Origin of the sequence: Haematomicrobium sanguinis DSM 21259, assembly GCF_000688395.1 — a bacterium.
Lineage (GTDB): Bacteria > Actinomycetota > Actinomycetes > Actinomycetales > Micrococcaceae > Haematomicrobium > Haematomicrobium sanguinis.
This window is the reverse complement of record NZ_JIAG01000008.1, coordinates 12,933-24,457: the sequence shown is the minus strand read 5'-3', so window position 1 is coordinate 24,457 and position 11,525 is coordinate 12,933. Positions and strand designations below refer to the sequence as shown.

Here is an 11,525-nt window from a genome sequence, read left to right as displayed (position 1 = left end):
ATCAAACTTCTTTCGGATCGGATGCGTTGCTAAGAATACTCGCCTAGTCTTGGTTCTCGCTGTCAGCGATCCCGGCGCGCACACCCATCCGCTCCTGCGCGAACTCGCGGGCCCAGCGATCGGCAGCCAACACGGACTCCAGCGTCAGCTCCCCGCTTGGCGTGTGCGCCCCGAGCGCCGCGGAAATCACATCGGTAATGGACCCAAAATCGAGCAGCCCCTCGTGAAACGCGTCGACGGCTTCCTCATTGGCCGCGTTGTACACGGCCATGTACGTGCCACCACGCGCCGCCGCGCCCTTCGCGAGCGTAACCGCCGGGAACACCGCGTCATCCAGCGGCTCAAATGTCCATTCCTGCGCGCGCGTCCAGTCCACCGGCAGCGCGGCCCCGGCGAGACGATCCGGCCAATTGAGCCCGAGCGCGATCGGCAGTTTCATGTCCGGCGGGCTCGCCTGCGCGATCGTGGAGCCGTCAATGAATTCCACCATCGAATGAATGACCGACTGCGGGTGCACCACCACCTCGATCGCGTCCAGCGGCACGTCAAAAAGCAGGTGCGCCTCAATGACCTCGAGCGCCTTGTTGACCATGCTCGCCGAATTCGTGGTGACCATGCGGCCCATGTCCCACGTCGGGTGCGCAAGCGCCTCCGTGGGCGTCACGCGCTCCAGCTGCTCGCGCGTGTACCCGCGGAATGGCCCGCCGCTCGCGGTCAGAATGAGCTTTTTAACCTCGGCGTGCGCGCCGGAGCGCAGCGCCTGGGCAATGGCCGAATGCTCTGAATCGACCGGCACAATCTGCCCGGGTTTCGCCGCGCGCGTGACCAACTCGCCGCCAATAATGAGCGACTCCTTGTTCGCCAGCGCAAGGCTTGCTCCCGCGTGTAGGGCAGCGAGGGTGGGTTCCAAACCGATGGCCCCGGTAATGGCATTGAGCACGACGGCGATGCCCGCCTTCCCGGCAACGCTCGCCGAGGCGTTGCCTCCGGTGAGAATCTCGGGCCGGTAGCCGGCATTGCCGGAGTGCGCTTGAATGAGTGCGGCGAGAGCGTCGGGGTCGCCGTGGTGGATCGCGAGCGTTGCGGGCTCGAACTGCGCCGCTTGGCGGGCGAGCAGATCGAGGTTGGAGCCGCCTGCCGTCAGGGCTACGACACGGAATGTATCTGGGTTCGCGGCGACGACCTCGAGTGCTTGGGTACCGATGCTCCCGGTTGACCCCAAAATCGTGACCGAGCGCATCCGTTCTCCCTCAATGTCGTGCCGTGGCGCCGCCGCCGGGGGACCTCGTCCCCTCGTCTATGTAGCGCGAAATGCCCATGTTAGCGCGAACATGGGCATTTCGCGCTACATAGACGAGGAGGGGTTAGGCGGATTCGGGTTGCGCTTCGCGTTCGGCTTGAGCTTGCGCCTGATCGACCTTTTGAGCCTGCGCGATCTCGTCGGCGCGGTCCTCCGCGGCTTCGGCGGTGAGCCGTGCGCCTTCTTCGGCGTCGCGGGTCAGGTTCTCCCCGGTCTCCGGATCAAAGAGGTGCACGCGACGGGTGTCGACCCAGATTTCACCGGTGCGGCCGCCTTTGAGTCTGCTTGCCGCATCGAGGGACACCACGACTTGCGGGCGCAACTCGTCTGCGTCCATTTCCTTGGCGAGATCGGTCAGAACCTCGCGCATGGCGGGTTCGGGTTCAAAGGTGATGTACCCGTACTGTTCGTTGCCGAGCCATTCGGTGTGGGTCAGGTCTGCATTGAACGTGGACCCGCGCGGTTTGATGGCCTCATCCACCAGGGAGGCGTCCTCAAAGGCCTCGGGGCGAATGCCGAGCAACACCACGTTCTTGCCCGTCGCTTTCTCTGCTTTCTCTTGAGGTATCGCAAACTCGCCAAGTGGGGTACGCGCCGTCGTACCTTCTATAGTGGCGGGCAAAAAGTTCATGGAGGGCGAGCCAATAAACCCGGCCACAAAGAGATTGATCGGTTGTTCGTAGAGTTCGCGGGGGGAGGCTACTTGTTGGAGCACGCCCTTTTTGAGCACTGCGACGCGATCGCCGAGGGTCATGGCTTCGGTTTGGTCGTGCGTGACGTAGACGCTGGTGATGCCGAGGCGGCGCTGCATCTGCGCAATTTCCGAGCGCATTTGGCCGCGGAGTTTCGCGTCCAGGTTGGAGAGCGGCTCATCGAAGAGGAAGGCGTCCGCCTGGCGAACAATGGCGCGGCCCATCGCGACACGCTGACGCTGACCGCCGGAGAGGTTGCCGGGTTTGCGTTGCAGGTGGTCGGTCAATTCCAGTGTTTTCGCGGCCTGGGTGACCAGACGGTTGACCTCCTCGTCACTGTGCCGGCCCTTAGCTAGGCGCAGCGGGAAGGCGATGTTTTCAAAGACCGTCAGGTGCGGGTAGAGCGCATAGTTTTGGAACACCATGGCAAGGTTGCGATCGCGGGGCGCCTTGTCATTGACGCGCTCGCCATTGATCAGCAGATCGCCGCTCGTGATGTCTTCGAGTCCCACAATCATGCGCAGCAGGGTGGACTTGCCGGAACCGGAGGGGCCCACCAGGATAATGAATTCGCCGTCCGGGATGTCGATGGAGACGTCGTTGATGGCGGGGTAACCGTCGCCGTAGGTTTTGACGATGTTGTTCAGGGTGATGGATGCCATGATGAATCCTTTCTTCGCGCTAGCCCTTGACTGCGCCTTGGGTCAGCCCAGCCACAATCTGACGCTGGAAGAGCAATACGAGTACCACCACGGGGATGGTGACGATGATGGCGGCGGCCGAAATGGCGCCGGTGGGGGCCTCAAATTGGGAGGCGCCGGTGAAGAACGCGAGCGCCGCCGGAACGGGTCTGGCCGCGTCCGTGGAGGTGAGCGAGATCCCGTAGACGAAGTCATTCCAGGCGATGAAGAACGCGATGATGGCGGTGGTGAACACGCCGGGCGCCGCGAGCGGAACGATCGCCTTGCGGAAGGCTTGCCACGTGGTCGCGCCGTCGACCTGGGCCGCTTGCTCCAATTCCCACGGGATTTGCCGGAAGAACGCGGCGAGGGTCCAAATGGAAATCGGCAGCGTCAACGAGAGGTACGGGATGATGACGCCGAGCCAGGTGTCGTAGAGGCCAATGGTGCGCCACAGGTTGAACAGCGGGGTCACGATGGAGATGACCGGGAAGATCGAGACGGCAAGGGCCGTGGTCAAGATGATTTTCTTTCCCGGGAAGTCCAGGCGCGCAATGGCGTAGGCGCAGAGCGTTGCCAAGACGACCGCCACAAAGGTGGAAATCAGCGCGATGCCGACCGAGTTGCGCAGCGCCGTCAGGAACAGTTCTTGGGCGTCGCCGGCGAGGATCAGCTGGTAGTTGTCCCAGGTGCCGCCGCTGGCCGGGAGGAAACCCGGGGTGGTCAGATCGGAGGCGGACTTAAAGGAGATGGCCAGGATCGCGGCGACCGGGAAGAGCGCGTACACAAGCACGGCGACGGTTATGACCGTCCACGCCACTTTCATTTTGGTACTCATGCTTACTTCTCCCCTCGAGCGCCGGCCAAATCAACCTTGAACACCTTGATCGCAATGAAGGCGATCAGAAGGACGCACAGGAACAGGAGAACCGAGATCGCCGAACCCATACCGATTTCGAGCCGGCCGATGGACGTTCGGTAGGCCAACAGCGAAAGCACCTCGGTGTTGTTGGCGCCCTTGGTCATGATGAAAATGTTGTCGAAGATGCGGAAGGCGTCCAGTGCGCGGAACAGGACGGCCACCATAATCGCGGCCTTCATGTTCGGGATGATGACCTTGCGCATTTGCTCCCACCAGGTGGCGCCGTCCACCTTGGCCGCCTCGGTGAGTTCGCTGGGCACTTGGGCCAGACCGGCCAGCAAAAGTAGCGAAATGAACGGCGTGGTCTTCCAGATCTCCGAGGCCATGATGACGAACATCGAGGTGCCGAAGTCCGCGAACCAGTTCAGGTCCGGGGTGATTCCCGGGATCCACCCGAACCACTGGTTGACGAAACCGGAGTTGATGTCGAAGGCGTAGAACCAGGCGAAGGCGCTGACCACGGTGATGATGCCGTAGGGCACCAGGATCGCGGTGCGGAGCAGGCCGCGCAACGACTTGATCGCCTTGTCCATCACCAGGGCCAGCGCGAAACCGAGAATCAGCTCTACCACCACGGTGACCACGGTGATCAGGAGCGTGACGCCGAGGTCCCGCCACCAGACCGGATCGGAAAGGATCACGCCGTAGTTGGCGAGGAACACAAATTCGCGGTCATCGGGCGCTGTGAGGCGGTACTTAAAGAGCGACTCGTACACGGCCTGCAAAATGGGATACAGGGTGACCAGCAGCATGATCACGAAGGCCGGACCGGCGAGAATCCAGCCGAGCCGGGCTTCGGATTTTGCGCGGTCGCTCTTGGTCGCCTTGCCAGGCTTGCCCGCGGCGCCGGGCCCGTCAACCGGTTGTCCGGATGAGCGTCGGCCGTGGGTCGGTGTAGCGGTGCTCATAGCAGCCTCTCCCCTCGAAGCACTGCAGTGATGAAGTCTTGGGATTCCTTCGGTGTGGTTGCCGGGTCAACTTGCGACGGCGGGGCCCACGTTTGCTGGATACCGGTGGAAATCTCGTTGTAATACGGGGTTTGCGGTCGCGGCACCGCGAGGTCGAGGGATTCGCGGATGGTGTCTGCCATCGGGAACAGTTCCTTGACTTTCGCGTCATCGAAGGCGTCCTTGTTAGACGGTGCGTTGCCGTTGGTGACGAAGTATTCCGTCTGGTTCTCCGGCTTCACAATGCATTCAATGGCCTTGTAGGCAAGGTCCGGGTTTTTGCTCTTCGCCCCGACGCCCAGGTTGATGCCGCCGAGCGGCGGAGCGCTGGGAGTGTTGGCGTCGACGCGGGGGTAAACAGCCCAGCCGATGTCATCCAACAAATCCTTGGGCAGCGCGCCCTCCTCGATTGCGCCCTTGGTGGCCGGCCAAATGAAGTTGTAGTTGACCATGAATGAACCCTTATCCCCTTGGAACAGGCTCATCGAGATGCCCTCATTCATGGTGGGAAGTCCCGGGCCGCCCAGTCCTTCCTTGCCAATGGTGCCGATGATCTCGGCGGCTTTCCGGCCCGCCTCAGAATCCAGCCCCAATTGGATTTCCGATCCCTTGGCGCCAGGGTTTTGGATGATTTGTCCGCCTGCGGAGGCAATGAGCGCGTTGACCCACACCGTCATGGACTCGGCGCGGGCACCTTGCACCGCCAGGTACTTGTCCTGAGACTTGGCGGCGTCCATGATTTGCTGCCAGGTGACGGGCTTGGACATGTCCAGGCCCGCCGCCTCGGCAACGGACTTGCGGTACCAGAGGATCTGGGTGTTGGCCCAGAACGGGACGGTCACGAATTCGCCGTTCCACTTCGCACCGTCTAAAGCGCCTTGCACGACATTCTGGGTAGTGCGCTGAACCACGTCCTCGGGGACGGGAGCCAGAAATCCGGGCTCGGCCAGCTCGGGGATGAACGGCGGATCCAGGCTCATGATGTCCATGGTCGTGTCCCCGGCCGCCAACCGTCGCGCCAATTGCTCGCGCTGGGACGCGGCATCATTGGGCAATAGCGAGGTTTCGATCCGGTACTCGCCATTGGCCTCGGCTGTGCACTTCTCGGCCAGCACCGCCTGGCCGCCGTCATCCGGGTTGATGTACCAGGTGAGCGTTGGTGTGGCGTTCGTGGTCGCGCAACCCGAGAGCGCAGCCGTCAACGCAAAGGCCGAAGCTAACCCCCAAGCCACCCGTTGCATTCTCTTTGCCGGACGGGTACCCACCGCGACTCCCCTCTCACTGTGCGAGTGACATCTATGTCTTTCTTTAGACCATATGCCTACTTGGACATAGATTCCACCCTCTTGACATTTGCCGCATCACGGGTGCGCAAAAACCGGACAATCGCAATCGCGATGCCGCCAATAATGAGCGCCGGCACGAACAAGTAGTAGAGCGAACCGGGTACAAACCTCGCGTCAATGAGCACGCCGGCGACGATGGGCGAAACAATGGCGCCCACACGCCCCATGCCGATGATGAGACCCACCGCCGTGGAACGGATCCGCGGGGCGAAACTGATCGGCCCCACGGTGAACATGCCGGCTGTCGCCGCCGAGGTGAACAACCCCATGACTCCGGCAATCAGCAACGCAGAACCCACCGCTCCCAGGGAAGGCGGGAATATGCTGAACGCCGCCGCGGAAAGGAGGAAGGCCGCGATCAGTGCCACGAACGGCCCGAACTTGTGTGCGCACGCACCAAAGAGCAGGGTGCCCGCGATACCGCCAATACTGAACGCGATACCGGCGCTGATGCCATCGGCGGGTGTGAACCCTTCGGCGGTGCCAACTAAGCGCGGAGTCCAGGAGTTTGCGAAGTAAAAGCTGCCCATGAGCGTGAAGAACCCGACCGAAAGCAACACCACGGTACGCAAATTTCCTTGGGAGAAAACTTCGCGCCACCGGCCGCCAGAGCCCGTGCCAGAGCCCGCGCCCGCGCCCGCAACCACCCCAGGGCCCCCAGACCCCGGAACCGGCGGCAGTTCGCTGACCGCGTCCACACGCAACCGCCGCAGAATCCCATTGACCTTCTCCAGCGCCCCTGGCCCCCGCTTGGTCAAGAGGTAATCCAGCGACTCAGGCATGAACCGCGCCACGAGTGGCAAGAGAATAAGCGTCACCACGGCGCCGAACGCGAACGCCGCGCGCCACCCGAAATTCGCAATAAGAATGCCGGAGACAATCCCGCCGAGCGTTCCACCCAAGGGCTGCCCCATGGTGTAGATGCTCAGCACAAAGGACCGCGCCTTGGCCGAGGAAAACTCGGAGGCAATGACGTTCAGGCAGGCCTGCAACGTCCCGACAGCCAGCCCGGTGATCAACCGAGCCACCAACATGACCTCGAAACCCGGCGCGAACGTCGCCAGCGTCATGCCCACCGTAATGGTGGCCACGCAGAGCATGACTACCTTCTTACGGCCAATGACATCGGCCAGCGAGGACACAAAAATCGACCCGATCGCCATGCCGATCAGCGCGGTGGAGAGCAAAATGCCTAGCTCCGAGGCGCTCAGCCCCCACTCATTGGTAATGGCCGTTGCGCTGAACGCCATCACCAGGACGTCGAATCCGTCCATCATGTTCAGGGCCACGCACAGCGAAATTGTCGCGTACTGCACCCCAACCATCCGGCGCTTATCCAGCGATTCGCGCAGCCCTGGGCCGCCCCCGGTGCCGCTCATTTCAGCCCACCACTATCGTGGCCGGCACGGGCCGGTCGGCGTAGGCAATCGCGTCCGCCGCGCTCACCGACACCGACAGCGTCCCAATGTTCTCGATGTCTAAATCGATGGTGTCGCCATCGCTCAACGGCCCCACACCGGCAGGGGTTCCGGTCGCAATGACGTCTCCGGGCTCCAAGGTCATCACCGCGCTCGCGTAAGCAATCAACTGCCCCACGCTGAAAATGAGCTCGCTCGTGTTGGTCTCTTGACGCATGTCACCGGAGACGGTGCAACGCAAATCGAGCCCATCCGGGTCCTCAATCTCGTCGGCGCTGACAATCCATGGCCCGAGCGGCGAGAACGTCTCAAACGACTTGCGCGTGGAGCGGTCTTCGGTCGATCGCACGGTAATGTCCAGGATGCCTGGTGTACCCCAACACATACCCAAGCGCATCCTCGGCCCGCACATTGCGCGCCCGGCGCCCGATCACCACGGCCAGTTCGCCCTCCTGGTCGGTGCGCTTGTCCAAGTACGGCAGTTTCACCGTCCCGTGCGGGCCAATGACCGAGGAGTTCGCCTTCAAAAAAACCCCATATTCGGCAATGGTTTTTTGCTCGCTCATTTCAACCTTGTGATCCAGATAGTTCACGGGGGCGGCCACAATTTTCCCCGGAACGCCTAACGGCGCCGACAGTTGCACATCATCCACCAGATCCGCTTCATCGAGCTCAAGGCGTTTGAGCGCCGCGAGGTCGCCGCCTCGACGCAACCACGCCATCCAGGGATCGGCCGATTCCGCCTCGCTAAGCCCTAGCTGCTCGGTGACGTCATAGGTCTTCTCCTCGGCAATGACCAGCGCGCGCCCATCATTAGCTACCGCGATTTTCATGTTTTCCTTTCGGGTTGGTGCCCGGGTATGGGCAGAGGTACGACGGCGTTGCACGCCTTAAGCGCCGCACCTCCAGTTGACGTGGGGTTTAGCGAGCGCCTGCGGAGGCGAGTGCGGGCTCGTTTTGGTAGATCCATGCGGCGTAGGAGTAGTCCTGGGTAGGAATGCCGCGCAAGAGTTCGTTGCGCAGCGACCGCCCTACACCGGAGATGTGGCATATTTCGCCAAAGGTGCGGGCACCGGTCTGGATGGATGCGGAACGCGGAATGCGCTCGGACTGATACATCTCGGCCAGGGTGTGCCACTCGGTTGCCGAGGTCGGCACGCGGACTCCGCTCAGTTTTTCCAGGGCGCTTGCGTCTTCGAGAGCTTGGCAGCATCCTTGCGCAAGGTATTGCAGCATGGGGTGGGCGGCGTCCCCGAGCAGCACCATTTCATCGGTGGCCCAATTTGAAATGGGTGCTCGGTCAAAGAGCGGCCAGCGCCGCTGTTTGCTCACATATTCCAGCGCAACTTTGACCTGCGGGTGTGTAGCGTCAAAGGCTGCCGTGAGTTCTTCGACCGTACCGCAGTTTTCCTCGCCGGCAATGAAACTTTCGGAACGGAAAGTAGCAACCTGGTTGAGAAGTGTGCCCTGGCGGAGCGGGTACTGCACAAGGTGCATACCCGGTCCCATCCAACAGACCACGTCCTTGGCGCGCTGATCGTCTGGCATCTCTTCAATCGGAATAGTGCCCCGATAGGCCACGTAACCGGATGGAATGGGTTGGTCGTCACTGACCAGAGTGCGCAGTCCGGACTTGAGCCCATCGGCGCCGATTACGTAATCCGCGTCGATGGAGCGCCCGTCGGCAAATGTCGCCACCACCCGCTCACCGTCGCGTTCTATCGAATCGACGTGGGCGTGAGTGAGCAGTTCGACACCTAAGCGCCGACACTCCTCGAGCAGGATGGAGTGGAGATCGGTTCGGTGGATGACGACATATGGCGATCCGAATTGATCGGTGAGTTCCTGGCCGAGGCTATGTGCCAGGAGCACGTCGGCGCTAACCGCATCCCGAAATACCATCCGCTCGGGTTGAACGCCCACGCCCAACACCTGATCCATGAGCCCCCAGTGTCCAAGGATGCGAGTCGCGTTCGGGGCCAGTTGGAGGCCCGCACCGATTTCGCCAAATTCTTCCGCCTGTTCGGCGACTGAGACGCTCACCCCGGAGCGAGTCAACGCGACTGCCGCCGCCAGACCCCCGATGCCGCCACCGACTACCAATACGTGTGCGCCGTACGCGCCTTTGCGTTGTTCAATCATGAATCCACCATGTGACCGTCGCCACGTTCTTGCTATAAGATTCCGTAATGCAGAATCAACCGCTCCCGACAAAACCCGTTCACGGCATCGGCTCGCTCGATCGCGGCCTCACGCTGATCCAACTCTTGCGCGATGAGGGGAACCTGCGGGTCATGGATGCTGCCGAATACCTCGGCGTCTCGCGCTCGAGCGCGCACCGATTACTCACCACGCTGTTATTCCGCGGGTTCGCGGCCCAGCGCGATGACCACATTTACACGCCCGGCCCAGCGCTCATGGAACCTCCGGCAAACTTGGAATGGAGCAGGCGATTGCGCGAGATTGCCCGGCCGCACATGGAGGTGCTCTCATTGCGGGCCGGGGAGAGCGCCAACCTCAGCGTTTTGGTGGGGACGAAGACTCGCTTCTTGGACACCGTTGTCGCAGCCAACGTCACACATACCAATGACCGCCAGGGCGTGGTGATGCCCGCACGGCGGACGTCCGGGGGAAAAGCTTTACTGAGCCAACTGGACGATGATGCGCTCAAAGAACTGCTGTGCAGCCCGCACCCCATCACCCAGGTCGCCGAGCTCGGCGCTACGGAGTTCACCGCGTTCCTCAAGGACATCCACCAGGTTCGCGAGCGCGGATTTGGCATTAACTTTGAAGAGACCGAGCGCGGCGTGGCGGCGGTGGGCGTCGCCATTTTTGATGCTGCCGGGAGCGCGGTCGGCGCAGTCTCGGTGTCGACTCGAGCGGACCGGTTCCGCGGCAAAGTCGAGTCCAACCTCATTTCGCTGCTGCGCGATACCAGCATCCAGATTGGCCGCGATTTGAAGAGCCAGAACATTCTGATTACGCGCAAGAACGGCGATTGATTCCGTATTACGGAATCTTCTTCAGGCAGCACCGACGCGCTACCTAGGCTGGAGAATCACCACGTGAATTCAACAAGTCAAAGGAGACCACGGTGAGCACGAGCAACGTTGAGAGCGTAGACACCGAGGGCCAGCCGGAGCCGAGCCCAGAGTTGGACCGCCTGTATGAGGACTTCGCCGCTATCAGCACCACTCCGCTGTGGACGCAGCGTGACGATCTCATGCCGGAGACCCCCTCCCCCAAGGCGATTCCGTACGTCTGGAAGTGGAAGCAACTCACCGACATTGCTCAGCGCTCCGGCGAATTGGTGCCCGTGGGGCGCGGCGGCGAACGGCGCGCCATCGGGTTGGCAAATCCGGGTCTGGCGCCGGAGGCGTACTGCACACCAACGCTGTGGGCAGCCATTCAATACTTGGGGCCGTACGAGACTGCACCGGAGCATCGGCATTCACAAAACGCGTTTCGCTTTGTCGTGGAGGGCGAGGGCGTCTGGACGGTCGTCAATGGCGACCCGGTCGCGATGCGGCGCGGCGACCTGCTGATGACTCCCGGGTGGTTCTTCCACGGCCACCACAATGACACGGATCAACCCATGGCCTGGATTGACGGCCTGGACGTCCCGCTGGCCCACGATCTCGACTTCGGTTTCTTTGAGTATGGCTCTGAGCGCGTCACCGACGAAGCCTCCCCGGACATTTCGCGTTCCGAAATGCTCTGGGCGCACCCGGGGCTAACGCCGCTGTCCGCCCAACGCTCCCTACCCAGCACGCCGATTGCCGCCTACCGGTGGGAATACACCGACCGCGCACTGCGCAACCAATTGGAACTTGAGGACGCAGGCCACCCAGCGACGGTAGAGCAGGGACACGCCGCGATCAAATACACCAACCCCACCAACGGCGGAGACGTGCTGCCTACAGTGCGTTGCGAATTCCACCGTTTGCGCGAGGGAACCGCCACGGCCGTACGCCACGAGGTGGGTTCCTCCGTCTGGCAAGTTTTCGAGGGACGTGGCACCGTGCGGCTCGGAGATGAAGCACGCGAGCTCGAAAAGGGCGATCTCTTTGTGGTTCCGTCCTGGGTTCCCTATTCGCTCGAGGCGGAGACCGGGCTCGATCTCTTCCGCTTCAGCGATGCTCCCGTGGTGGAACGGCTCAATTTTGCCCGCACCTACGTCCCGGGTGTGGACCGTCCTGAAGCCCCGCAGGAGCGATAGG

General features: G+C 62.1%; 11 protein-coding genes. 2 read left to right on the top strand and 9 right to left on the bottom strand.

Features of this window, described 5'->3' with window-relative positions; genetic code table 11:
* Positions 1-43: 43 nt before the first annotated feature.
* The 9 genes from dxr to O148_RS15610 form a co-directional block, all read right to left on the bottom strand.
* Positions 44-1,240 carry a 1-deoxy-D-xylulose-5-phosphate reductoisomerase gene (gene dxr / locus O148_RS0108195; RefSeq protein WP_035745533.1) on the bottom strand — a complete coding sequence of 399 codons (1,197 nt, stop codon included), beginning with the start codon at positions 1,238-1,240 and terminating at the stop codon, positions 44-46.
* A 124-nt stretch (positions 1,241-1,364) separates the two neighbouring features.
* On the bottom strand, positions 1,365-2,654 hold the full coding sequence (locus O148_RS0108190; RefSeq protein ID WP_026530525.1) for an ABC transporter ATP-binding protein: 1,290 nt from the start codon (positions 2,652-2,654) through the stop codon (positions 1,365-1,367).
* A 19-nt stretch (positions 2,655-2,673) separates the two neighbouring features.
* A complete protein-coding gene (locus O148_RS0108185; protein WP_026530524.1) occupies positions 2,674-3,510 on the bottom strand; it encodes a carbohydrate ABC transporter permease in 837 nt (278 codons plus the stop codon).
* A gap of 2 nt (positions 3,511-3,512) precedes the next feature.
* Positions 3,513-4,502 (bottom strand): carbohydrate ABC transporter permease, encoded by a 990-nt coding sequence (locus O148_RS0108180; protein WP_026530523.1) that lies wholly within the window; start codon positions 4,500-4,502, stop codon positions 3,513-3,515.
* Positions 4,499-5,782, bottom strand: coding sequence for a sugar ABC transporter substrate-binding protein (locus O148_RS0108175; RefSeq protein WP_035745530.1), 1,284 nt, complete (start codon positions 5,780-5,782; stop codon positions 4,499-4,501). The genes O148_RS0108180 and O148_RS0108175 overlap by 4 nt, the downstream gene beginning before the upstream one ends.
* An 80-nt stretch (positions 5,783-5,862) precedes the next feature.
* Positions 5,863-7,266 (bottom strand): MFS transporter, encoded by a 1,404-nt coding sequence (locus O148_RS15620; RefSeq protein ID WP_051620012.1) that lies wholly within the window; start codon positions 7,264-7,266, stop codon positions 5,863-5,865.
* A 1-nt stretch (position 7,267) separates the two neighbouring features.
* Positions 7,268-7,654 (bottom strand): fumarylacetoacetate hydrolase family protein, encoded by a 387-nt coding sequence (locus tag O148_RS18185; RefSeq protein WP_276203066.1) that lies wholly within the window; start codon positions 7,652-7,654, stop codon positions 7,268-7,270.
* Positions 7,614-8,138, bottom strand: coding sequence for a fumarylacetoacetate hydrolase family protein (locus O148_RS18180; RefSeq protein WP_276203065.1), 525 nt, complete (start codon positions 8,136-8,138; stop codon positions 7,614-7,616). Before O148_RS18180 ends, O148_RS18185 begins: the two co-directional genes overlap by 41 nt.
* Positions 8,139-8,226: 88 nt before the next feature.
* Positions 8,227-9,447: an FAD-dependent monooxygenase gene (locus O148_RS15610; RefSeq protein ID WP_035745528.1), complete on the bottom strand. Its 1,221-nt coding sequence runs from the start codon at positions 9,445-9,447 to the stop codon at positions 8,227-8,229.
* A gap of 47 nt (positions 9,448-9,494) precedes the next feature.
* On the opposite strand from O148_RS15610, the gene O148_RS15605 reads away from it, so the two are divergent.
* Both O148_RS15605 and O148_RS0108150 read left to right on the top strand, forming a co-directional pair.
* Complete coding sequence (locus tag O148_RS15605) at positions 9,495-10,307, top strand: IclR family transcriptional regulator (RefSeq protein WP_051620011.1); 813 nt, start codon at positions 9,495-9,497, stop codon at positions 10,305-10,307.
* A 92-nt stretch (positions 10,308-10,399) separates the two neighbouring features.
* Positions 10,400-11,524, top strand: coding sequence for a cupin domain-containing protein (locus O148_RS0108150; protein WP_026530521.1), 1,125 nt, complete (start codon positions 10,400-10,402; stop codon positions 11,522-11,524).
* Position 11,525 lies beyond the last annotated feature (1 nt).

Coding starts and splice junctions, on each gene's coding strand:
- dxr (WP_035745533.1), bottom strand. CDS start 1,240: ATGCGCTCGGTCACGATTTTGGGGTCAACCGGGAGCATCGGTACCCAA.
- O148_RS0108190 (WP_026530525.1), bottom strand. CDS start 2,654: ATGGCATCCATCACCCTGAACAACATCGTCAAAACCTACGGCGACGGT.
- O148_RS0108185 (WP_026530524.1), bottom strand. CDS start 3,510: ATGAGTACCAAAATGAAAGTGGCGTGGACGGTCATAACCGTCGCCGTG.
- O148_RS0108180 (WP_026530523.1), bottom strand. CDS start 4,502: ATGAGCACCGCTACACCGACCCACGGCCGACGCTCATCCGGACAACCG.
- O148_RS0108175 (WP_035745530.1), bottom strand. CDS start 5,782: ATGCAACGGGTGGCTTGGGGGTTAGCTTCGGCCTTTGCGTTGACGGCT.
- O148_RS15620 (WP_051620012.1), bottom strand. CDS start 7,266: ATGAGCGGCACCGGGGGCGGCCCAGGGCTGCGCGAATCGCTGGATAAG.
- O148_RS18180 (WP_276203065.1), bottom strand. CDS start 8,138: ATGAAAATCGCGGTAGCTAATGATGGGCGCGCGCTGGTCATTGCCGAG.
- O148_RS15610 (WP_035745528.1), bottom strand. CDS start 9,447: ATGATTGAACAACGCAAAGGCGCGTACGGCGCACACGTATTGGTAGTC.
- O148_RS15605 (WP_051620011.1), top strand. CDS start 9,495: ATGCAGAATCAACCGCTCCCGACAAAACCCGTTCACGGCATCGGCTCG.